Genomic DNA, 21,506 nt, shown 5'->3' with positions numbered 1-21,506 from the left:
GGAACGCATGTCACATTCACTCAAATCCACGGTCGCCAGCCTGACGGTTGCGGCCTGCATGGCGGGGACGGCCTTCGCCAACCCTTACGCCGATTATGAGGGCACGACGCTGATCGTGAACTTCCCTGCGCATCCGCATTATGATGCGGTGATGAAGATCCTGCCGGAATTCACCGCGGAAACCGGGATTGAGCTCGAAGTGGATCAACTGCCCTACCTCAAGATGCGCGAACGCCAGACGCTGGAACTGGGGCAGGACGAGGGCGAATACGACCTGATCGCTTATGTGGTGTTTTCCAAGGCCGACTATGTCTTCGCCGATCAACTGGAAAACCTAGCCAAGTATTTTATGAACCCCAAGCTGTCCGATCCGGGCTATGACGCAGGCGATCTGATCGATGGTTATGTCTACAACATTGGCTTTGCGGGGGGCGACAAAGGCTATCTGGAAGGCGCAACAGGATCGCTGTTTGGCATTCCTTACGGGTCGGAAACGTCGGTTCTGGGCTATCGCAAGGACATTTTCGACAAGCATGGCCTAAAGGTGCCCGAGACCTATGACGAGCTTCTGGAAATTGCCTGCAAGATCCCGGAGCTTGAGCCGGGCATGGGCGGGCTGTCGTCGCGCGCGGCCTCTGGCCACCACGCGGCGCATGCCTTCCTGCTGCATCTCAACCCGATGGGTGGGGCGATCTTTGACGACCAGTGGAACCCGGTGGTGAACAATGAGGCGGGCGTGAAAGCCGCCGAAGCCCTCAAGACCATAGTCGATTGCGGTCCCGAAGGTGCCACCAACTTTGGCTTTGGCGAGGCGCTGGGGTCCTTCCTGAACGGCGACACGGCGATGTTCCTCGATACCACTGTTGTGGCCGGGCAGATCGATGATCCGTCGAAAAGCCAGGTGGTCGGCAAGGTTGGCTGGGCGCTGCATCCGATGGGGGTTGAACGGGCCAGCCAGACTGGTGGGTTCGGCATCGGTATTCCGGCCAATGCCGAAAACAAAGAGGCCGCGTTCCTGCTGATGCAGTGGCTGACATCCAAGAAAGGCGACAAGCTGGTGGCGATGGCGGGTGGCAACCCCTCGCGCTTCTCAACCCACGCCGACGAAGAGGTGAACGCCAAATATCCGCATATGGCCACCTTTGGCGAGGCGTTGAAACATGCTGATCCCGACTGGCGTCCGATCATCCCGGTCTGGGGCAAGATCAACGCCGATCTGGGCACCACCCTGTCCAAGGTGCTGACCGAAGACCTGGATATCCAGGAGGCGCTGGACGGTGTTGCCGAGCGCACCAAGGGTGTGATGACCGAGGCCGGATATTACACCTGGAACTAGCCGAGCAGGTCAGGATCGGGGCGTGGGCGCCCCGGTCCGATAGCAAGATTTCCAAAGGACATCCCTGATGCAACGCGCCACGGCCAATCGTCTGACGCCTTACATGTTCATGGCCCCAGCGGTCGTGATCATGGTCATCGCTCTGCTTTATCCGCTGGGCTACATGGTCTGGGGCAGTTTTCGCGATTGGGACCCCAGCCAGACCATTGGCGAGGCAGAGTTTGTAGGACTCAAGAACTACATCACCCTCTGGCACGATCCCAATTTCCGCGAAAGTCTCGGCGTGACGCTCAGCTTTGCGTTCTTCGTGGTCACATTCGAGATGGTGATCGGCGTCGGGCTGGCCCTGCTGCTGGACCGCAACATTCGCGGCATGTCGGTGCTGCGGACCCTGTTCATTCTGCCTATGATGATCGCGCCGGTCGTGGTGGGCCTGATGTGGCGGTACATGTATCACCCGACGGTTGGCACGTTTAACCGGTTCTTCGAGGCGATCGGTTTGCCTACGGTCGACTGGCTGGGGGCAAACGCGCTGATGTCGGTGATCATTGCAGATATCTGGCAATGGACCCCGTTCATCTTCATCCTGTCGCTGGCGGCACTGCAATCGCTGCCCCGCTCGGCACTGGAAGCGGCGCGCATCGACGGTGCAACCGGGTGGCAGCAGATTATCCATATCAAACTGCCGCTGATGATGCCGGTGCTGATCGTGACCGGCCTGCTGCGTTTGATCGACGCGTTCAAAGTGCTTGAGGTGATTCTGGTCATGACTGAAGGCGGGCCGGGGCTGAGTACCGAAATCCTCGCCCTGCGTATTTCGCGTACCGCAACCGAGTTCCGTGAATTGGGCGTCGCGGCAGCAATGTCGAATTATCTGCTCATTCTGCTGCTGTTCATCACCGTGATGATGTTTGCCTTCACGCGCTGGCAGGAAATGCGTGCCAACCGCCTGCGCGCCGCTGTGGAGGAGGATGAGTAATGGCCACCAGCTATGAAAGACAGCCGCCAGCATTCTATGCGCTGATCGCTGCACTGGTCGTGATGTCGGTAGGCCCGGTCCTGCTGATGTTCGTCAATTCATTCAAACTGGATGTCGATATCATCTCGGGCACATCCGGGCTGATCTTCCTGCCGACGATCCAGAATTACGAAACCGCGCTCTGCGACGTGCTCTGGTACAAGCCCGATCATGTGGATCACTGCTCGCTGAAATTCGGCAACGCATTCGGCAATTCCCTGATCATCGCGCTGGTCTCGACCGCGCTGACGCTGGTGATCGGGTGCATGGCCTCCTATGCGTTGGTGCGGTTCAGGTTTATGGGGCGGGATTCGGTCTCGTTGACCACGCTGATGGTACGCATGGTGCCGCCCGCCGTGCTGCTGGTTCCGGTCTTCGGCCTCTGGAATAACGAGTTTTGTATCGGTAAGACGACCTATGTCGGGTCATTGATCCGCGAGACCTTCGGGGGCAGAGGGGATGTCTGCCTTGCAGGCACTCATTCGGGCATCATTCTCGTCTATGTCGCCATGAACCTGCCTTTCGTGATCTGGATCCTGCAGAGCTTTATCGTACAGGTGCCGCGCTCGCTGGAAGAGGCAGCTCGCGTCGATGGGGCGGGGCCGTTTCAGGTGTTCTTCAAGGTGGTGCTACCGTTGATCAAGCCCGGTCTGGCCGCAGCAGCGATCTTTACTTTCCGCATAGCCTGGAACGAATACCTGCTCGCCTCGGCACTCTCGGACCGCAACACCAAGACTGTGCCGATCCTGATTGTGAACAACATGTCCGAGTTCAACGTGGAATGGGGTGTGATCATGGCAACGGGCATGTTGCTGGCGATCCCGCCGATCATCTTCACGCTTTTTGCTTCGCGGCAGATCATCACCGGCATGACCGCAGGGGCCGTGAAGGGCTGATGTGGGATTGGCTGACCTCTCCTGTCGATCCGGGCCGCGCGCATGAGGTGGGCTTTGCCATCTCGTGGCATGCGCGCAGCATGGTTCTGGGTTGGGGCGTGCTGGCTCCGCTGGCGGTCATCGCCGCGCGGTTCTTCAAGGTCCTGCCGGGTCAGGACTGGCCAAGAGAGTTGGACAATCAAAGCTGGTGGCGCACGCATTGGATGGGGCAGGCGCTGGTGGTAGGCCTGTCGATTTTTGGCCTTGCGCTCGTCCTGCCCAGCCGCTGGGACGCGATGAGTTTGCACAATTGGCTGGGCTATCTGGTTCTGGTCTTGATGGGGGTGCAGGTCCTGTTGGGCGTTTTTCGCGGCAGCAAGGGCGGGCCGACGGCCCCGGCGCCAGATGGCAGTCCGCGCGGCGATCACTATGACATGACCGCATGGCGGCTGATGTTTGAGCTGCTGCATAAGCTGATCGGGTATGCCCTGCTGCTGCTGGCGCTTGTGACGATCGTTCTGGGACTGTGGAAGGCCAACGCCCCGATCTGGATGTGGCTGGTGCTTTTGATCTGGTGGGTCGGGCTGGTCGCGATGTTCATCCTCTTGCAAAGACGCGGGATGGCCGTTGACACCTATCAGGCGATCTGGGGGAATGACCCGGACCATCCGGGCAACAGGCGGCCTCCGCCGGGATGGGGGATGCGCAGATGTGGCAACACAACAGGCAAGGGAGAAACAGATGTTCGGAGTGATCGAGGGAACCGGGTTCGAGGTCATTGATCCCCGGTTTGAAGAGTGTTTCATCGGGCATGTAAAGGTTGAACGCCTCTGGACCGGCGGGCGCTGGACTGAAGGACCGGTCTGGTTTGCCGCTGGGCGCTACCTGCTGTGGTCAGACATCCCCAATAACCGGATGATGCGTTTTGACGATACTGATGGCTCGGTCTCGGTCTTTCGTGACCCAAGCAACAATAGCAATGGCCACACGGTCGACCGGCAGGGACGACTGGTGAGTTGCGAGCATCTGACCCGCCGTGTCACCCGGACCGAACTGGATGGCAGCGTCACCGTCATAGCCGACCGCTATCAGGGAAAGCGCCTGAACTCGCCCAATGATGTTGTGGTCAAATCCGATGGCTCGATCTGGTTCACCGATCCCAGCTACGGCATCCTGATGGATTACGAGGGCGAGCGGGCCGAAAGCGAGATTGGTGCCTGCCATGTCTATCGCGTCGATCCCGGGACCGGTGAGGTGCGGATCGTGGCGGATGACTATGTCAAACCCAACGGGTTGGCTTTTTCACCTGATGAAAGCCTCCTCTACATCGCGGATACCGGGATCACCCACACACCCGGCGGTCCCGCACATATCCGCAGGCACCAGGTCGCGGCGGATGGCACGTTGAGCGGTGGCGAGGTCATCGCCGATTGCTCCAGCGGCGTTTTTGACGGTTTCCGCCCCGACCGCGGCGGGCGTCTCTGGAGCTCTGCCGCAGATGGTGTGCACTGCATGACAGCGGAGGGCGAATTGATCGGCAAAGTGCTGATCCCCGAGATGGTTTCGAATGTCTGTTTCGGCGGTCCGAAGCTGAACCGCCTCTTCATGACCGGCACTACCTCGCTCTATTCCGTGTTCCTGAACGTGAACGGGGTCTCGCCGGTTTGATCAACACGCCGAACACCGGCACCGCCGTTTCGGTGTCCGCAGAAAAAGGGGTCTAAGCCATGTTTGTGGAACCAAGCCTGCGTCTGAATGATGCGGCCATCCTTGAGATGCTGACCGCAGCGGTGGCCAAAGCGACCGAGATCGGCCAGCCGCAATGTATCGTGATCGTTGACGCAAGCGGGGTGACGCTTGGGCAGATCCGCATGAATGGCGCGAAGTATCTGAGCCTGAAAAGCGCGGGTGCCAAGGCCCGTACTGCCGCCTCGATCGGGGCTGAGACCACCGCCATACCTGAGCAGGTCGGATTGCCCATCGCCGCCGCCACCGAGGGCGATGTAACGCGGCTGGGGGGTGGGCTGCCCATCCTGATGGACGGCCACCTCGTCGGGGGCATCGGCGTGGGGTCCGGCAGCGCGGAACAGGATGTCACCGTCGCGCGTGCGGCACTGGATGCCATCGATGCTCAATGACCTCTGCAACCGGGGCAATGTCGGTTTTTGCAACCGGATTTCGTAAAATCATGAGAACGCCGATCTGATTTGGTCGACTCTTCCTGCAACACAGGAGGCCAATGATGATCGCGCAAACCGCAATTCGTTCCCGCTCCGGCGGCCGTTCGGCACGTCGCGCCCTGCGTGCGGCCCCCGACTTTCGCATGCTGCCGGGGCTGACCAACGCGCTGCCGCTTTGCGAAGTGATGGACGGCAGCCAGATTGAGCGTATCGACGCCGCCTCGATGGATATTCTGGAGAATGTCGGCGTGCAGTTTCGCGACCCGATCGCCCTGCAGGATTGGAAACGGGCGGGCGCGAAAGTGGACGGAGAGATGGTCTATCTCGATCGTGGTCTGGTGCGCGAGTTGATTGCAACCATCCCGTCGGACTTCACCTATCACGCGCGCGATCCGCAAAAGAACGTCCGGTTGGGCGGGCGCAACGCGGTGTTTGTTCCGATGACCGGCGCGCCCTTCCTGCGTGATCTGGATGATGTACGCCGCAACCCGACGCTGGATGATCTGGCGATGTTCCACAAGCTCAGCCACATGATGCCAAGCTTGCATTCTTCGGCGCATCACATCGTGGAGCCGTATGATCACCCGATCAGCCAGCGGCATTTGCGGATCACGTATTCCTCGATGAAATACTCGGACAAGATGTTCATGGGCATGACCACCTCGCCCAAAAACGCCGAGGACGTCCTGGACATGTGCGCGATCCTCTTTGGTGAGGATTTTCTTGAGCAGCATCCCGTCACCACCGGCAATTGCAACGGTAATTCTCCGCTGGTTTGGGACGAGACCATGCTGGGCGCGATGCGTGCCTTTTGCCGCCGCAATCAGCCAGTGCTCTGCTCGCCCTTCGTGCTGGGCGGGGCCAATACGCCGGCTAGCGTGCCGGCAACCGTCGCGCAGCTGAACGCCGAAGCACTAAGCGCGCTGGCCTATACGCAGGTGATCCGCAAGGGTGCACCGGCGATCTATGGGCATTACCTTAGCACTGTCAGCATGAAGTCCGGCGCACCGATGGCAGGCACGCCCGAGATCAGCCTGATGAATTTCATGATTGGCCAGATGGCCCGACATTACGGCGTGCCATGGCGCACGTCGAACACGCTGGGCGGGGCCAAGACCTTTGACGCACAGGCGGGCTATGAAAGCGCCACGACCCTGTCATCGGTGATGCATGCGGGGGCGAACTATATCTGGCATTCGGCGGGTTGGAACGAGGCGGGGATGCATTGCTCTGTCGCCAAGTTCATCGTCGATGCCGAGCAATGCGCAATGGCCTACCGGATGGCCGAAGGCCCGAAATGGGATGATTTCGATCAGGCCGTCGCTGCTGTGCCCGATATTGGGCCGGGGGGGCACTATCTGGGCCACCCGCACACGCAGGAAAATTTCCAGAGCGCGTTTTTTATGCCCGAGCTGTTCGACAACAACTCGATCGAACAGTGGTCTGCCGAGGGCGAGATCGAGATCACCGAACGTGCTCTGAAACGCGCCCGCAAGCTGTTGGGTGAGTACCAGGAACCGAAGCTGGACGAAGCCAAGGACGAGGCCCTGCGCGACTATATAGCACGGCGTGAGCGGGAAATCCCTGCGGCGGACGAGCTGAACCAGAGTTATTGACACGGCGTGCGCCTATTCGTTGCGTGCGCGCCATTCCTTCCACCTGAGAAGCGCGTTGGCTCCGATCTGTCGGAAGGGTTGCGGTGGCAGGCGCGTTGGCTGCTCTTCTGAGGTGAAGTGCTGGGTGATGTCGCTGACCTCTCCGCAGGCAAGTTCAGCCGCACAGATCCCGGTGAGGGTGCCGCGCGCCGTGCCCAGCCCGTTCTGTACGCAGCCGGAATAGACCCCATCCTCGATCTCCCGTGCGACGGACACCCCATTGAGGCTGAGGCACAGATGCCCGGCCCAGGCATATTCCATGGCCATCCCGGCAAGCTGCGGGAAGCGCTGATCGAATTTGCGCTGCATGACGGATGCGGCCCGGTTCATGTCGGCCTGTTTCGACACCATGCCGGGACGCAGGCTGGCGCAGGTGCGGGTGATGATGCGGTTGCCGCCCTGGCCAGTATCGATCCGGCGCATTGTCGTGCCCATCGGGTCGGACGGCGTGATGCCCCAGCGCGGCTGCCCCCCAAGCGCCTGGAGCGCGCTGGAGGGCAACTCGGGCGTCATCACAGCAAACAGGAACAACTGCATCAAGCGGCCACGTGCGATGCCAAAGCTCTCCAGATGCCCGTTCACCGTCACGATCACCCGGCCGGTGGTCATCGTGCCTTTATCCGTCCGCACCAGCCAGCCGCCGCTTTGCTTTTCAAATCCGATGACAGCGCTGTTTTCGAAGATGCCGACGCCGTTGTCCGCCAGCCCGGCCCCCAGACCCCGGATATATCCGGCCGGTTGCAACATCACCGTCCCCGGCGTGTAGAGACCCGCCTTGTAATATGCGCTGCCGGTCAGTTCTTGCATGTGTTGCGCGTCCAGCATTTCGACCTGCTCGCCAAGGGACATGAGATGGCTGGCATAGCTTTGGGTATGGGCGCAGGCCGCGTCCCCGACCGCGCCATTCACCTTGCCGACCTCGTCAAAATAGTTCCGGTCGATTCGATAGTCAGTCACCGCCCCACGGGCAAAACTGATCGCCCGACGGTTCAACGCGATGATCTTCCGGTCATCTCCGGTCCCGGCATAATCGTCCGAGGTCAACTCATGTGGCAGATCAATCATGAAGCCGGAATTGCGCCCCGCCGCCCCTCCGGCCAGACGCCCGGCCTCCAGCACTGCGATCCACGCGCCGGGTTGCAATTGGGTCAATCTGCGCGCAGCAGAAAGACCGGCAAAGCCGCCACCGATGATCACGAAATCCGCGCTCTGGTTGCCGGTCAGTTGTTGCGGTTCAGGCTGCGGTCCAAGGATCGCATTCCAGGCCGCCTTTCCCCGATGAATAGGCAGCCGCGCAGCGCGGTACCCGGTCAATCGACCGCCTCGTCCGCGTCGTCAGCAAGATCGATCCAGATGGTCTTGAGCTGTGTGTACTGATCATGCGCATGGATGGCGTTATCGCGTCCGCCAAAGCCCGATTGCTTATAGCCGCCGAACGGGGTCGAGATATCGCCCTCGCCAAAGCAGTTCACCGTCACCGTCCCGGCCTGCAAGGCGCGTGCGCCACGGATTGCGCGCTTGGCGTCGGCGGTGAAGATCGAGGCGCAGAGCCCGTAATCGGTGTCATTGGCGATGGCGATGGCCTCGTCAAAGCCCGAGACTTCGATCACCGAAAGAACCGGGCCGAAAATCTCTTCGCGCGCCAGGGCCACGTCGTTGCCCGCAACCTCGATCACCGTCGCCTCGACAAACCCGTCTTCGGCCTTGCCGCCCAGTAGTATAGTCTCAGCTTGATCCAGATAGCCGCAAACCTTGTCGAAATGCGCGCGCGAGACCAGTGCACCCATACGTGTGTCGGGGGCCAGCGGGTCGCCCAGATTCCACTGTTTGGCGTGATGCGCGATGCGCTGCAGCAGCGCGTCTTTTACGTCCCGATGCACGATCAGACGCGACGCGGCGGAGCAGTTTTCGCCCATGTTCCAGAACGCGCCATTGACCACGTGCTGCGCCACCCGGTCGAGGTTTTCGGCGTCCTCCATCACGATGGCCGGGTTCTTGCCGCCCATCTCCAACACCACCTCCTTGGCATTTGACTCTGCCGAATAGCTCAGGAATCGTTTGCCGGTCACTGTTGAGCCGGTGAACGACACCATGTCGATATCCATATGGCGCCCGATGGGTTCGCCCACTTCGGCCCCGCCGCCCGGCACCACGTTCAGCACGCCGCGCGGCAGCCCCGCCTCGGCAGCCAGTTCCGCCACACGTAAAGCGGTCAGTGAGGTTTCTTCGGCCGGTTTCACCACAACCGAGCAGCCCGCCGCCAGCGCCGGGGCGATTTTCCAGGCCAGCATCAGCAGCGGGAAATTCCACGGCAGCACCAGACCTACAATGCCAATCGGTTCGCGCACCACCATGGCGATATGATCATCCGAGGCCGGGGCGACCTGATCATAAATCTTGTCGATCGCCTCGGCGTGCCATTTCAGGCAGTGGATGGTTTCGGGCAGATCGACTGTCTCGCAATCATAGATCGTCTTGCCGCTATCGAGGCTTTCCATCACCGCCAACTCGCGGGCATTCCGGGTCATCAGTTTGGCCAGACGGATCAACACATCCTTGCGCTCAGACGGGTGCAGCCGCGACCAGCGCCCGTCATCAAACGCCTCGCGCGCTTTCAGCACCGCGAAATCCACATCGCCAGCCCCGCAGGCTGCGATATCAGCCAGCTTTTCGCCGGTGGCCGGATTGATGCTTTCGAAGGTCCGCCCTGAGGTCGCTGGGCGATAACCACCATCAATGAACGCGCCATCGGGCAGGTCCAGACCGGCGGCGAGCGCTTTGTATTCTTCCTGCGTCAGCAATTCCATGGCTCAGCCCTCTGCTCGAATGGTGGCGATCGTTGTCTTCAGCACCCGCGTCACCTGTTCCAGCGCGCGTTTGTCGTCCTTGTTCAGACCTTTCAGCGGGGGCCGCATCGCGCCCGCCGGGATACCGTTCATGGTGACGCCATGTTTGATGGTCTGAATGAACTTGCCGCCCTGTTCCAGCACCCGCATCAGCGGCATCAGGGCCGACATGATCCGGCGGCCCTTGTTGAAATTTCCTTCGATCACACAGGCCTCATACAGCGCCACATGCTCCTCAGGCAGGAAGTTCGAGCCGCCACAGACCCAGAAGGGCGCGCCCCAGGCGAAGAACTCCAGCGCCTGATCGTCCATGCCGCAGCCTAACTGAATATGCGGATAATCGCGCGCCAGCAGATGCACCCGGTTGATGTCGCCAGAGCTTTCCTTGATGCCGCAGAAATTGCGCGACCGGCCGACGCGGTCCAAAAATTCCTCGCCCATCATGGTGCCGGTACGGTGCGGGTAGTTGTAGAGCATGACGGGTAAGTCCGCCGCCTTGTCTATCGCCAGCGCGTTCAGCGCGTTTTCGCGATCGGTCGGCACCGCATAGGGCGGCGAGGCCAGCAGGATGGCATCCGCCCCCATGTCGTTCGCGGCAGAGGCGAGAGAGGTCGAGTCCGCCGTCAGCATGGCCCCGGTGCCGACAACCAACGGCACCCGGCCGGCGATCCGGTCCTTGGTGAAGCGCGCAAGTTCCAGCCGCTCGGGGACGGTCTGGGCATAGTTTTCGCCCGTCGACCCGCCCGTGATCATGCCGTGCACGCCCTTTTCGATCAGGAACTCGATGACGTCGGCAAGCGCCTCCCAATTAACGCTGCCGTCCTGGTGGTAGGGCGTAACAACCGGCGTGTAGATGCCTTGGAATTGAAAGAGTGGGGTCATCTGATCCTCATGCAGGGGTCTTGCGGGACAGTTCGCCCATGGGCATGTCCAGCGCGGCGGGCATCACGAATAGCTCGATCTGGTTGCGCGACAGGTTCCAGTGGTCTTCGGCCAGTTGCGCCGCGGCACCCTCGTCACGCGCCTCGATCGCCGCGATGATGGCGTCATGCTGCTGGCACGCCTCGGTCAGGTTCTGCGCCATCTGTTGTGTCTGCGGTTGATAGAAGGTCATCGCGATCCGGGCATGGTCGATCAGAAGCCGGTTGAACGAAGGCAGCAGATAGATATTGCCTGCCATCTCGCCGGTGATCTGGTGAAAGCGGTTGTTGGCCAGCGCCCGATGCGCGCCCGAACCCGTCCGCAAGGCGTCGCGAAAATCAAACTGCGCCAGCTTCAGCGCTTCGATCTGTTGTGCAGTGGCATTCAGCGCCGCCAACCGCATCACCGCCCCGTAGATCATGGGCGCGGCAAGGAAAAAGTCCCTGAGCGTGGTGTGCGACAGATCGGATACCCGCGCGCCGCGATTGAGGCGCAAGCTCAGATATCCTTCGCCTGCCAGTTCCCGAAACACCTCGCGCAGCGGCGTGCGGGAGACATCGAACGCCTCGCAAAGCTGCGCCTCGTCCAGATCGGCGCCCGGTTCCAGTGCAAGCGTCAGCACCGAACGTTTCAAATGCGCAGCGAGCCCTGCCTTGCGATCCCCAACACTGTCTTTCACCGGTGGATTCTCCCATTGTCAGAGGTATCGTATCCTGCAAGAATACATATTGTATACAAAATAACGACCCCAATGATCACAGGACCGACACCAATGGCGACGCCGCTTCATTTCAGCTTCATCCTGGTTGAGGAGTTCTCGCATCTCGCGTTCTCCTGTGCGGTTGAACCCTTGCGTATCGCCAATCTGGTCAGCGGCAAGGATCTGTACCGCTGGTCGCTGATTTCCGAGGATGGCACGGTGGCGACCTGTTCGAACGGGACGGTCACGCAGGTCCATCATGGGCTGGCGGATATCCCAAAATGTGACCGGCTGTTCGTGCTGTCGGGTATCAATATGCGCGACCACGTCAGCAAGCCGCTGCTTGCGACCTTGCGGCGAGAGCGGTCGGTTGGCACGCAGATCGGTGCGCTGTGTTCCGGCGCGTGGATTTTGGCCGAGGCCGGGTTCCTTGAGGGGCGGCGGGCGGCGATCCACTGGGAATACCATGACAGCTTCATGGAGCATTTCCCCAAGGCGAACCTGGTGCGCAGCGTCTTTGTCGCCGACGGCAAGCACATCACCGCGTCTGGCGGAACGGCAACGGCCGACCTGATGCTGCACCTGATCGAGCAGGACCATGGCCGCGACCTGTCGGTCGAGGTGGCCGATCAGATGGTCTATAACGCCGTGCGGGATGCCAGCGCCGCGCAACGCGTATCACTGCAATCGCGCAACGGTATGCGTAACGCACATCTGTCAAAGGCGATCAAGATCATGCGCGACCGCACCGACAGGGCGATTTCCCCTGCCAGCATTGCCGACGAGGTCGGGATATCGACCCGGCAGTTGGAACGCCTGTTTGGTCGGTACCTGAACACGTCGCCCAAGAAGTACCATATGGAGCTGCGGCTGGACCGGGCGCGCAACCTGCTGATCCAGTCCGAGGCATCGATCATCGACATCGCCATATCCTGCGGCTTTGAATCCGCCGGTCATTTCGCCCGCGTCTACCGCGCAGCCTATGGGCTGCCGCCGACCCAGCAGCGCGATCGCATTACGTGACGCCTCAGTTTCGGTCAGAATAGCCCCAAGTCAGGTTAACAGCCCGCAAAGTCCGCCTTATGTAGGAGGCGAATTGGAGTTCACCTGGAGGTTGCCATGTCCAAGACTGCGCTTATCACCGGAGCCTCATCCGGCATTGGCCGGGAATTGGCCCGCTATCACGCCTCCCTTGGCGGCGATCTCATTGTCACCGCACGCCGTGGCGAAGCGCTTGATGCGCTCAAAGCCGAGCTTGAGGCGGCCCATAAGATCACCGTCACGGCTATCCCGCTTGATCTGGGTGCTGCGGGCGGGCCAGCAAAGCTCTATGAGGCGGTCAAGGCCGAGGGGATCAAGGTCGACTACCTGATCAACAATGCAGGCTTTGGCGGGCATGGCGCGTTTCTGGAGCGCGACCTGACCGACGATCTGAACATGATCCACCTGAATGTCGAGGCGCTGGTCGCGCTCTGTCACCTGTTCGGCAAGGATATGGTGGCGTCCGGTGGCGGCAAGATCCTCAATGTCAGCTCAACCGCCGCCCATATGCCCGGCCCGCTACAGGCGACGTACTTTGCGACCAAGGCCTATGTGTCCAGCTTCAGCCAGGCGCTGGCGGAGGAGCTCAAGGGCAAGAGCGTGACGGTCACCGCGCTTGAACCCGGCTATGTGGCCACGGAATTTGCGGCGGTTGCCGATCTGGAGGGCACAAAACTGGTTGCCCAGAAGGGCGCAACTGCCGAGGCGGTCGCGAAAGTGGGCTATGACGCGATGATCGCCGGCAATCTGACGGTCATCAACGACAAGCCACTGGCCTTTGTGCTGGGCTGGATCATGCCCTTCCTGCCGTACCGGATGCGTCTGAACATGGTGCGGAAGATGCAGGAAAAGGGGGGCTAGGTGTGACTAGTGCGCACTCGGGCTGCAACGCCGCAACGCGAATCGCGCGTTGTTCCCGTCGCATCTAGAAAACGATAAACTTCGCTTTCAACTCCCGCTTTGATTGAGTATTTCCGCCAGCTCCGTGGGCGGTCCTGTAGTGGGATGCCTGGGAAGGCCGGCGTTGCGAATGGCCTGCGTGGTTAGAAATCGTTTTTTTTACGGACGAGTGGCGTAGATTTTAAGGGCTGAACTCTTCTGCCTGTACATTCGGAAATCCTCAAGGTAGTCAACCCCCGATAGAGTGACGCGCTGTGTTCTGGCGCGCGCATCTTTACGACTTCTGCCAACAAAATGAGGGTTCGGTGAGAAAATTACTTACAACCGCTTCGATGGTGTGCGTCTTCCTGATTGCGGCATGTACGCCCACCCGTAGTCCCGAAGAAGTATCGCGCGACCGCGCGAATTTTTCAGTTGGGCTGGACAAGTATTTTCCAGTCGCGTTCGAGCAGTGCAAAAAAAACCTTGATAGTGGAACAGGTAGCCTTGCCGCATTGGAGCAGGCGGGGTTTGTGAAACACTTTTCATCACACCGTTCGCGCAGTGTAGTGCTTGGTCAGGTCAAAGGTGAATCTCCGCTGACGCAATCTGGTACAGACCTCAATATGAGTGTCAGCTTTTGGGGGAGCAAAAACACGTCCGTTTTCTCTAGTGGAAAATACAACGAATGTGTTTTCCAGTTTTCGCCAAAAGGTGATGTAGTGCCAGTGTTCCTGCCGCGATTGGAAGAGGCATTTCGGCAGGCTGGTTATAAGAGTACGTTCGTTCGGCCCGGGGTTTTCCGGCTTACCAAGGGCGACAAAGTGATCGACTTGCTGAGCATATCCTATGCTGACCTGTCGATTGCGAAGGTGGAATTGGCGACCAAGAAGTGAGCTCAGTTTGGTGATATTCCAAGCGAGTGCGGCGTCGGGACGTAGATAGTTTCGCGGGGCCAAAACTTTCCCTTGCCACCCACACCCGAACCCCCTATAGAGCGGCATCTTGCGGCTCCCCCGGCTTTGTCGGGGGATTCGTTTTTATCATTCATCCACCAGGCCCAAGGTCACCCGGGCAATTCGGGGCCTTCTGGTGTTTTGAGAAAAGGAAGAGGGCGATGAACGCCAACGAACTGCGTGACAAGACGCCGGACCAGCTCCGCGAGGACCTGGCCAATCTGAAAAAAGAAAGCTTCAACCTGCGCTTTCAGCAGGCCACCGGCCAGATGGAAAACACCGCTGGCATCAAGGCGGCCCGCCGCAACGCTGCGCGCGTGAAGACCATTCTGAATGAAAAGGCCGCTGCCGCGGCATCCGAGGAGTAATCAGATGCCCAAGCGTATCCTTACAGGCACCGTAACCAGCGACGCCAACGCACAGACCGTAACCGTCTCGGTGGAGCGCCGCTTCACGCATCCGGTTCTGAAAAAGACCATTCGTAAGTCCAAGAAATACCGGGCGCACGATGAGAAGAACACCTTCAAGGTAGGTGACTCGGTCCGCATCATCGAATGCGCGCCGAAATCGAAAACCAAACGTTGGGAAGTTCTGGAGGCGTGAGCCCCCAGGACTTTTCCTTTTAGTCGAAACCCTGGGGGATCTAACAAGACCAGCCCCCACAGGTCGGGAGAAACCACATGATCCAGATGCAGACCAATCTGGATGTCGCTGACAACTCCGGCGCCCGCCGAGTTCAGTGCATCAAGGTCCTGGGTGGTTCCAAGCGTAAATACGCCTCCGTCGGCGACGTCATCGTCGTCTCGGTGAAGGAAGCCATCCCGCGCGGCCGCGTGAAGAAAGGGGACGTCCGCAAGGCCGTCGTCGTACGCACCGCCAAGGAAGTCCGTCGCGAAGACGGCACCGCGATCCGTTTCGATCGCAACGCTGCCGTCATCCTCAACAACAACAACGAGCCGGTCGGTACCCGTATCTTTGGCCCCGTTGTTCGCGAGCTGCGCGGCAAGAATTTCATGAAGATCATCTCGCTGGCTCCGGAGGTGCTCTGATGGCTGCGAAACTCAAAAAAGGCGACAAGGTCGTCGTGCTCTCCGGCAAGGACAAGGGCAAGGAAGGCACCATCGCCTCCGTTGACCCGAAAGCCGGCAAAGCCGTTGTCGATGGCCTGAACATCGCCATCCGCCACACCCGTCAGTCCCAGAGCGAACAAGGCGGCCGCCTGCCCAAGGCCCTGCCGATCGAGCTGAGCAACCTGGCCTATCTTGATGCAAACGGCAAACCGACCCGCGTTGGCTTCCGCATGGAAGGTGACAAGAAGGTGCGTTTCGCCAAGACCACGGGGGACGTGATCGATGCTTGATAACGCAACCTATACCCCGCGCCTCAAGTCCGCTTACAAGGACACCATCCGTGCCGCTCTGAAAGAAGAGTTTGGCTACAAGAACGAGATGATGATCCCCAAGCTGGACAAGATCGTTCTGAACATCGGCTGCGGTGCCGAAGCGGTCAAAGACAGCAAGAAAGCCAAGTCGGCGCAAGCAGACCTGACCGCAATTGCGGGTCAGCAGGCCGTGATCACCAAAGCGAAAAAGTCGATCGCCGGCTTCCGCGTTCGTGAGGACATGCCGCTGGGTGCGAAAGTGACCCTGCGCGGTGACCGCATGTACGATTTCCTGGATCGCCTGATCACCATCGCGATGCCCCGCATCCGTGACTTCCGCGGCGTTTCGGGCACCTCTTTCGACGGTCGTGGCAACTATGCCATGGGCATCAAAGAGCACATCGTGTTCCCCGAGATCGATTTCGACAAGGTCGATGAGGCCTGGGGTCTGGACATCGTAATTGGCACCACAGCGAAAACCGACGCTGAAGCAAAGGCATTGTTGAAAGCATTCAACATGCCCTTCAACAGCTGAAGCGCGGGAAGGAAAAGACATGGCTAAGAAAAGCATGATCGAACGCGAGAAGAAGCGCGAGCGCCTGGTGGCCAAATATGCTGCCAAACGCGCCGAGCTCAAAGAGATCGCGAATGACGAAAGCAAGCCGATGGAAGAGCGTTTCAAAGCGCGTCTGAAACTGGCGAAACTGCCGCGCAACAGCTCGGCAACCCGTCTGCACAACCGCTGCCAGCTCACCGGCCGTCCCCACGCTTACTATCGTAAGCTCAAGGTCAGCCGTATTGCGCTGCGCGAGCTGGGCTCTGCTGGTCAGATCCCCGGCATGGTGAAATCGAGCTGGTAAGGGAGAGACAGATATGAACGATCCTATCGGCGATATGCTCACCCGTATCCGCAACGCGCAAATGCGCGGCAAGTCCACCGTTTCCACCCCGGCCTCCAAGCTGCGCGGTTGGGTTTTGGACGTGCTGGCGGATGAGGGCTACATCCGTGGCTATGAAAAGACGACCGGCACCAACGGTCATCCGGCCATCGAAATCAGCCTGAAATACTACGAAGGCACCCCTGTCATTCGCGAACTGAAGCGGGTCTCGAAGCCCGGTCGTCGCGTGTACATGGGCGTCAATGACATCCCGCAGGTCCGTCAGGGTCTGGGCGTGTCGATTGTCAGCACTCCGAAAGGTGTGATGTCGGACCAGAACGCACGCTCCAACAACGTTGGCGGCGAAGTGCTCTGCACCGTCTTCTAAGGAGGTCTGCAATGTCTCGTATTGGTAAGAAACCGGTCGAGCTGCCCAGTGGCGTGTCCGCCGCTGTGTCGGGTCAGACCATCGAAGTGAAGGGCCCCAAGGGCACCCGCAGCTTCACCGCGACCGACGATGTGACCCTCAACGTCGAGGATAATGTCGTCACCATCGTGCCGCGTGGCAAATCCAAGCGCGCACGTCAGCAGTGGGGCATGTCCCGCACCGTGGTTGCCAACCTGGTGACCGGTGTGACCCAGGGTTTCAAGAAAGAGCTTGAGATCCAGGGTGTGGGTTACCGGGCGCAGATGCAGGGCAACACCCTGAAGCTGAACCTGGGCCTGAGCCACGACGTTGACTACGTCGCTCCGGAGGGCGTGACCATCACTGCTCCGAAGCAGACCGAAATCACCGTCGAAGGGATCGACGAACAGCAGGTCGGTCAGGTCGCCGCGGAAATCCGTGCTTGGCGCAAGCCTGAGCCCTACAAGGGTAAAGGCATTCGCTACAAGGGCGAGTTCATCTTCCGCAAGGAAGGCAAGAAGAAGTAAGGACGCAAACAATGGCAAACAGCAAAAGAACCCTGTTTCTGAAGCGCCGCCTGCGCGTTCGGAACAAACTTCGCAAGGTCAACGCGGGTCGCCCGCGTCTGTCCGTGCACCGGTCGAACAAGAACATCTCTGTTCAGTTGATCGACGACGTACGTGGCGTGACCCTGGCCTCGGCCTCGACCCTGGAAAAAGACCTGGGTCTGGTCGGCAAGAACAACGTCGAAGCGGCCACCAAAGTGGGCGCGGCCATCGCCGAGCGTGCCAAGAAGGCAGGCGTCGAAGAGGCCTATTTCGATCGTGGCGGCTTCCTGTTCCACGGCAAGGTGAAGGCTCTGGCCGATGCTGCGCGTGAAGGTGGTCTGAAGATCTAAGACTTGCGGGCGGTTTTCGAATCGCCCCGATGATCCGGGGGCCTCGGCGACAGTCGGGGCTCACTTGGATTGAACAAACGGTGCCGCTAGCACCACTTATGAAAGGGATGCCAAAATGGCAGAACGTGATAATCGCCGGGGCCGTGGTCGTGACCGCGACGAAACTCCGGAATTTGCAGATCGCCTGGTTGCGATCAACCGTGTGTCGAAAACCGTAAAAGGTGGTAAGCGCTTTGGCTTCGCCGCTCTGGTGGTTGTCGGCGATCAGAAAGGCCGTGTCGGCTTTGGCAAGGGTAAAGCAAAAGAAGTGCCCGAGGCCATCCGCAAGGCAACCGAGCAGGCCAAGCGCCAGATGATCCGCGTGCAACTGCGCGAGGGTCGCACCCTGCACCACGATATCGAAGGCCGTCACGGCGCCGGTAAAGTGGTCATGCGGACCGCGCCTGAAGGTACTGGTATCATCGCCGGTGGTCCGATGCGTGCCGTGTTCGAGATGCTGGGCGTCAAGGACGTTGTGTCCAAGTCGGTTGGCTCGCAGAACCCCTATAACATGATCCGCGCCACCATGGACGGCCTGCAGAAAGAGCAGAGCCCCCGTTCGGTTGCGCAGCGTCGTGGCAAGAAGGTTGCCGACATCCTGCCCAAGCGGGACGAAGCACCGGCTGCTGCCTCTGAAGCCGCTGAAGCGTAAGGAGACGGAAACATGGCAAAAACCATCGTCGTCAAGCAGATCGGTTCCCCGATCCGCCGCCCCGCAGACCAGCGCGCAACACTGGTTGGCCTGGGCCTGAACAAGATGCACAAGACCCGCGAACTGGAGGATACTCCTTCGGTCCGTGGTATGGTCAACAAGATCCCGCATCTGGTTGAGATCATCGAAGAACGCGATTGATAGGTGGGGTTAACCCCCGTCTAGCAATACAGGAACGCCCTTGGGGCATAAAACGAACCCCTGCCGAGTTTCTCTCGGCAGGGGTTTGATTTTTTAGGACGATTTTCTGACATATCACTCCCAAATCCGATCCAGCAGGGCCGGGACCGAGCACACGTCAGCTGTCTTTCCACACGAGCAATTCGAGATGTCGAAATGTTTAGCGCGTATTGACACATCTCGTGGCCTCGGGCACTCAGTCCCCAGATGGTTCCCTATGGTGCACCCAAGGGATTAAAAGGGAATACGGTGAGGTCCACCAAGTAGTGCCAAGTCCGTGACTGCCCCCGCAACTGTAAGTGGTGAGCAAAGCCAATCAGCCACTGGTCATATGGCCGGGAAGGATGGCCGAGCAATGACCCGCAAGTCAGGAGACCTGCCATCACATGTTCAACCAACCCGGGGCGGGGCGTCCTGGAAGGAGGCTTTGATGGCACGTTTGCAACGTGTGTACATGACCGGCACCTTCCGTCTGCGCTTGGGCACAAGCGGAGCGGGCAATGCCGGACACAGCTGACCACTTCCTTCTGATCTGCGAGACCTGCAAGGGTGGCCCGTCGGTCGGCTCCATGCGGGACATGTTGGCGAACAGGCTGCCAAAGGGTTTTGCGATCCGCGCTATCGACTGTATGGCTGGCTGCGATCGCCCGGCGACGGTCGGGTTCCAGGCCAACAACAAGGCGCAGTACCTGTTTGGCGACATCCAGACCGCGCAAGACATCGACGCGCTGGCGCAATTTGCCGAGCAATACCGTCAAAGCCCGGATGGCTGGACCAACGCCACCGATCGCCCGCGCCCGCTCTTGACCAAAACCCTGTCGCGGATGCCCCGGATTGCACAGGAGGCGCCGTCATGACAACCGCCTTTCTGATCGCCAAGGATCTGGAATACCACGCGTTGAATGGTGAGGCTCTGCTGCAGGGCGTATCTTTCGAATTGCACGAAGGCGCCATTCTTGCGATTGCGGGTCCAAACGGAGCCGGCAAGACCACCTTGCTGAACATGCTCTGTGGCGCCGAAGGGCTGGCCTTTGGGGATGTGTGGATCAAAGGGCGCAGACTGAAAGAGCTTTCAGCCAAAGACCGTGCCCGGATGATCGCAGTGGTCAGCCAGCAAGAACTACCGGACGGTCGCCTGACGCTGCGGGATTACGTCGCGCTGGGGCAGATTCCGATCCGGGCGGATCGCTCGACCGAAGAACATGCCAGCGAACTAACCCGTATTCTGGACATGACGGGACTCGGCGCGCTGGCCGGGAAGCGTATGGTTCAGCTCTCAGGCGGGGAGCGTCAGCGCGCACACATCGCCCGTGCCCTGGCACAAAACCCGTCGCTGCTGTTTCTGGATGAGCCGACCAACCATCTAGATCCCGACGCCAAGGGGCGGATGCTGTCGCTGGTTGCCGAGTTGGGCATCACCGTGGTGATGATCGTCCATGATCTGGTGATGATCCCGGAATTCGCCACCCATGTCGCGCTGATGAAATCCACCCGACTGACCGGTTTTGGCGCGGTGAGCGATGTACTGACCCCTCAGCATGTGCGCGAAACCTTTGGCGTCGATTACCTGTGTTTTCATCATGAAGGCCGCGTGATCCCGGCGCTGGATATCCGGAAAACAGCTGTTTCAACCCAATCCTAGGAGTATTTCCCGATGAAACATATCTGGTCCGTGGTGCTGGCCGCAGCCATGGCAAGCGGCGCGTCTGCCCACGAGGTCACCGTCGACAATTGCGGTGAACCTCTGGTGTTTGAAACCCAGCCCGAGCGGTTGGTCGTACATGACATGAACATGACCGACATGGCCTTTGCGCTGGGGTTGCAGGACAAGATCGTCGGGCTGACCGGGATCACCGGGTGGTACAAGACCAGCCCGGAATTTAACACGCTGCGCGGCGATATCCCGGAGCTTGCGCCGAAATACCCGACGGTTGAGAATCTGGTTGCCGTTGAACCCGACCTGTTCTTCGCGGGCTGGTATTATGGCATGAAGCCGGGCGGCGATGTGACGCCGGATACGCTGAAGCCATTCGGCATCAAGACCATGATCCTGACGGAAAGCTGTGTCCATCTGGACAAGGACCGCCCAGAGGCCAGCATGGACCTTCTGTTTGATGATGTCCTGAGACTGGGCAAGGTCATGCATGTCGAGGACAAGGCCGAGGCTCTGGTCTCCGGCTGGAAAGAGGACCTGACAGCAATCCAGACACAAACGGCTGATCTGCCAAAGCCCCGTGTATTTCTGCTGGATGGCCCGGCGGACGCACCCTTTACGGCGGGCAAGTTTGCCATCCCGAATGCGATGATCGCCGCAGCAGGGGGAGAGAATGTCACCCACGACATGGACACAAGCTGGGGTCGGAGTTCCTGGGAAGCGGTCGCAGCGGCAAATCCGGAGTTTCTGGTGCTGCTGGATTATCAGACCGGCAATGGTGCGGCAGATACGTTCAAGTTCCTGCAGGAACACCCTGTAATGTCGCAAACCGATGCGGTGAAGAATGAACGTTGGATCGGGTTGCGCTATGAAGAGTTGACACCGGGACCCGCGAATATCGACGCGATCTCGAAAATGGCGCAGGCCATGCATCCGGTCCTCAACTGACAT

At 59.8% G+C, this 21,506-nt stretch carries 28 protein-coding genes and 1 riboswitch; of the genes, 24 read left to right on the top strand and 4 right to left on the bottom strand.

All coding sequences use genetic code 11. The annotated features are described in order from the left end of the window. The first annotated feature begins 7 nt into the window (after positions 1 to 7). The 7 genes from AB1E34_RS16475 (at position 8) to AB1E34_RS16445 (ending at position 7,025) form a co-directional block, all read left to right on the top strand. The gene (locus AB1E34_RS16475; protein WP_372573418.1) at positions 8 to 1,336 is read left to right on the top strand and encodes an extracellular solute-binding protein; all 1,329 of its coding nucleotides are present in this window, start codon (positions 8 to 10) and stop codon (positions 1,334 to 1,336) included. Positions 1,337 to 1,403: 67 nt separating this feature from the next. Next, entirely contained in the window at positions 1,404 to 2,315 is a 912-nt protein-coding gene (locus tag AB1E34_RS16470) for a carbohydrate ABC transporter permease (RefSeq protein WP_372573417.1), read from the top strand. Then, positions 2,315 to 3,250 (top strand): carbohydrate ABC transporter permease, encoded by a 936-nt coding sequence (locus tag AB1E34_RS16465; protein ID WP_372573416.1) that lies wholly within the window; start codon positions 2,315 to 2,317, stop codon positions 3,248 to 3,250. Before AB1E34_RS16470 ends, AB1E34_RS16465 begins: the two co-directional genes overlap by 1 nt. Further along, positions 3,250 to 4,011: a cytochrome b561 domain-containing protein gene (locus AB1E34_RS16460; RefSeq protein ID WP_372573415.1), complete on the top strand. Its 762-nt coding sequence runs from the start codon at positions 3,250 to 3,252 to the stop codon at positions 4,009 to 4,011. Before AB1E34_RS16465 ends, AB1E34_RS16460 begins: the two co-directional genes overlap by 1 nt. Beyond that, positions 3,971 to 4,897: an SMP-30/gluconolactonase/LRE family protein gene (locus AB1E34_RS16455; protein WP_372573414.1), complete on the top strand. Its 927-nt coding sequence runs from the start codon at positions 3,971 to 3,973 to the stop codon at positions 4,895 to 4,897. Before AB1E34_RS16460 ends, AB1E34_RS16455 begins: the two co-directional genes overlap by 41 nt. A gap of 59 nt (positions 4,898 to 4,956) precedes the next feature. Continuing rightward, on the top strand, positions 4,957 to 5,367 hold the full coding sequence (locus AB1E34_RS16450; RefSeq protein ID WP_372573413.1) for a GlcG/HbpS family heme-binding protein: 411 nt from the start codon (positions 4,957 to 4,959) through the stop codon (positions 5,365 to 5,367). 104 nt (positions 5,368 to 5,471) lie between these two features. Beyond that, a complete protein-coding gene (locus tag AB1E34_RS16445; RefSeq protein WP_372573412.1) occupies positions 5,472 to 7,025 on the top strand; it encodes a trimethylamine methyltransferase family protein in 1,554 nt (517 codons plus the stop codon). Between the two features lie 12 nt (positions 7,026 to 7,037). Here AB1E34_RS16445 and AB1E34_RS16440 read toward each other — a convergent pair whose 3' ends face one another. The 4 genes from AB1E34_RS16440 to AB1E34_RS16425 are packed head-to-tail and all read right to left on the bottom strand — an operon-like array spanning position 7,038 to position 11,510. Further along, on the bottom strand, positions 7,038 to 8,378 hold the full coding sequence (locus tag AB1E34_RS16440; RefSeq protein WP_372573411.1) for an NAD(P)/FAD-dependent oxidoreductase: 1,341 nt from the start codon (positions 8,376 to 8,378) through the stop codon (positions 7,038 to 7,040). Beyond that, positions 8,375 to 9,871: an aldehyde dehydrogenase gene (locus tag AB1E34_RS16435; protein WP_372573410.1), complete on the bottom strand. Its 1,497-nt coding sequence runs from the start codon at positions 9,869 to 9,871 to the stop codon at positions 8,375 to 8,377. The genes AB1E34_RS16440 and AB1E34_RS16435 overlap by 4 nt, the downstream gene beginning before the upstream one ends. A 3-nt stretch (positions 9,872 to 9,874) precedes the next feature. Next, positions 9,875 to 10,792 (bottom strand): dihydrodipicolinate synthase family protein, encoded by a 918-nt coding sequence (locus AB1E34_RS16430; RefSeq protein ID WP_372573409.1) that lies wholly within the window; start codon positions 10,790 to 10,792, stop codon positions 9,875 to 9,877. 7 nt (positions 10,793 to 10,799) lie between these two features. Further along, positions 10,800 to 11,510: a GntR family transcriptional regulator gene (locus AB1E34_RS16425; RefSeq protein WP_372573408.1), complete on the bottom strand. Its 711-nt coding sequence runs from the start codon at positions 11,508 to 11,510 to the stop codon at positions 10,800 to 10,802. Positions 11,511 to 11,603: 93 nt separating this feature from the next. Here AB1E34_RS16425 and AB1E34_RS16420 point away from each other — a divergent pair, with 93 nt between their 5' ends. The 17 genes from AB1E34_RS16420 (at position 11,604) to AB1E34_RS16340 (ending at position 21,503) form a co-directional block, all read left to right on the top strand. Further along, positions 11,604 to 12,554 carry a GlxA family transcriptional regulator gene (locus AB1E34_RS16420; protein ID WP_372573407.1) on the top strand — a complete coding sequence of 317 codons (951 nt, stop codon included), beginning with the start codon at positions 11,604 to 11,606 and terminating at the stop codon, positions 12,552 to 12,554. 96 nt (positions 12,555 to 12,650) lie between these two features. After that, a complete protein-coding gene (locus tag AB1E34_RS16415; protein ID WP_372573406.1) occupies positions 12,651 to 13,433 on the top strand; it encodes an SDR family NAD(P)-dependent oxidoreductase in 783 nt (260 codons plus the stop codon). A gap of 344 nt (positions 13,434 to 13,777) precedes the next feature. Then, positions 13,778 to 14,347, top strand: a complete 570-nt coding sequence (locus AB1E34_RS16410; protein WP_372573405.1) for a hypothetical protein — start codon at positions 13,778 to 13,780, stop codon at positions 14,345 to 14,347. 221 nt (positions 14,348 to 14,568) lie between these two features. After that, positions 14,569 to 14,775 (top strand): 50S ribosomal protein L29, encoded by a 207-nt coding sequence (gene rpmC, locus AB1E34_RS16405; protein ID WP_306200994.1) that lies wholly within the window; start codon positions 14,569 to 14,571, stop codon positions 14,773 to 14,775. A gap of 4 nt (positions 14,776 to 14,779) precedes the next feature. Then, positions 14,780 to 15,010: a 30S ribosomal protein S17 gene (gene rpsQ, locus AB1E34_RS16400; protein WP_249706690.1), complete on the top strand. Its 231-nt coding sequence runs from the start codon at positions 14,780 to 14,782 to the stop codon at positions 15,008 to 15,010. Positions 15,011 to 15,087: 77 nt separating this feature from the next. Then, on the top strand, positions 15,088 to 15,456 hold the full coding sequence (rplN, locus tag AB1E34_RS16395) for a 50S ribosomal protein L14 (protein ID WP_299210834.1): 369 nt from the start codon (positions 15,088 to 15,090) through the stop codon (positions 15,454 to 15,456). Next, a complete protein-coding gene (gene rplX / locus AB1E34_RS16390) occupies positions 15,456 to 15,767 on the top strand; it encodes a 50S ribosomal protein L24 (RefSeq protein WP_249706691.1) in 312 nt (103 codons plus the stop codon). The genes rplN and rplX overlap by 1 nt, the downstream gene beginning before the upstream one ends. Continuing rightward, the gene (rplE, locus tag AB1E34_RS16385; protein WP_372573404.1) at positions 15,760 to 16,323 is read left to right on the top strand and encodes a 50S ribosomal protein L5; all 564 of its coding nucleotides are present in this window, start codon (positions 15,760 to 15,762) and stop codon (positions 16,321 to 16,323) included. Before rplX ends, rplE begins: the two co-directional genes overlap by 8 nt. Before the next feature lie 19 nt (positions 16,324 to 16,342). Then, a complete protein-coding gene (gene rpsN, locus AB1E34_RS16380) occupies positions 16,343 to 16,648 on the top strand; it encodes a 30S ribosomal protein S14 (RefSeq protein WP_306200998.1) in 306 nt (101 codons plus the stop codon). 13 nt (positions 16,649 to 16,661) lie between these two features. Beyond that, complete coding sequence (gene rpsH / locus AB1E34_RS16375; protein ID WP_306200999.1) at positions 16,662 to 17,054, top strand: 30S ribosomal protein S8; 393 nt, start codon at positions 16,662 to 16,664, stop codon at positions 17,052 to 17,054. Positions 17,055 to 17,065: 11 nt separating this feature from the next. Beyond that, positions 17,066 to 17,599: a 50S ribosomal protein L6 gene (gene rplF, locus AB1E34_RS16370; RefSeq protein WP_372573403.1), complete on the top strand. Its 534-nt coding sequence runs from the start codon at positions 17,066 to 17,068 to the stop codon at positions 17,597 to 17,599. Positions 17,600 to 17,610: 11 nt separating this feature from the next. Next, positions 17,611 to 17,970, top strand: coding sequence for a 50S ribosomal protein L18 (gene rplR / locus AB1E34_RS16365; RefSeq protein WP_372573402.1), 360 nt, complete (start codon positions 17,611 to 17,613; stop codon positions 17,968 to 17,970). Positions 17,971 to 18,085: 115 nt separating this feature from the next. Continuing rightward, complete coding sequence (rpsE, locus tag AB1E34_RS16360; protein ID WP_372573401.1) at positions 18,086 to 18,661, top strand: 30S ribosomal protein S5; 576 nt, start codon at positions 18,086 to 18,088, stop codon at positions 18,659 to 18,661. A 12-nt stretch (positions 18,662 to 18,673) separates the two neighbouring features. Beyond that, the gene (gene rpmD, locus AB1E34_RS16355; RefSeq protein ID WP_008559881.1) at positions 18,674 to 18,862 is read left to right on the top strand and encodes a 50S ribosomal protein L30; all 189 of its coding nucleotides are present in this window, start codon (positions 18,674 to 18,676) and stop codon (positions 18,860 to 18,862) included. 230 nt (positions 18,863 to 19,092) lie between these two features. Continuing rightward, a riboswitch (cobalamin riboswitch) is annotated at positions 19,093 to 19,299 on the top strand. A gap of 102 nt (positions 19,300 to 19,401) precedes the next feature. Then, complete coding sequence (locus tag AB1E34_RS16350; protein WP_372573400.1) at positions 19,402 to 19,758, top strand: DUF1636 family protein; 357 nt, start codon at positions 19,402 to 19,404, stop codon at positions 19,756 to 19,758. Next, positions 19,755 to 20,543 carry an ABC transporter ATP-binding protein gene (locus AB1E34_RS16345; RefSeq protein WP_372573399.1) on the top strand — a complete coding sequence of 263 codons (789 nt, stop codon included), beginning with the start codon at positions 19,755 to 19,757 and terminating at the stop codon, positions 20,541 to 20,543. The genes AB1E34_RS16350 and AB1E34_RS16345 overlap by 4 nt, the downstream gene beginning before the upstream one ends. Before the next feature lie 12 nt (positions 20,544 to 20,555). After that, positions 20,556 to 21,503: an ABC transporter substrate-binding protein gene (locus tag AB1E34_RS16340; protein WP_372573398.1), complete on the top strand. Its 948-nt coding sequence runs from the start codon at positions 20,556 to 20,558 to the stop codon at positions 21,501 to 21,503. Positions 21,504 to 21,506: the final 3 nt, after the last annotated feature.

It is taken from the genome of Ruegeria jejuensis (assembly GCF_041537905.1).
GTDB lineage: Bacteria > Pseudomonadota > Alphaproteobacteria > Rhodobacterales > Rhodobacteraceae > Ruegeria_C.
This window is presented reverse-complemented; position numbering and strand designations above follow the sequence as displayed.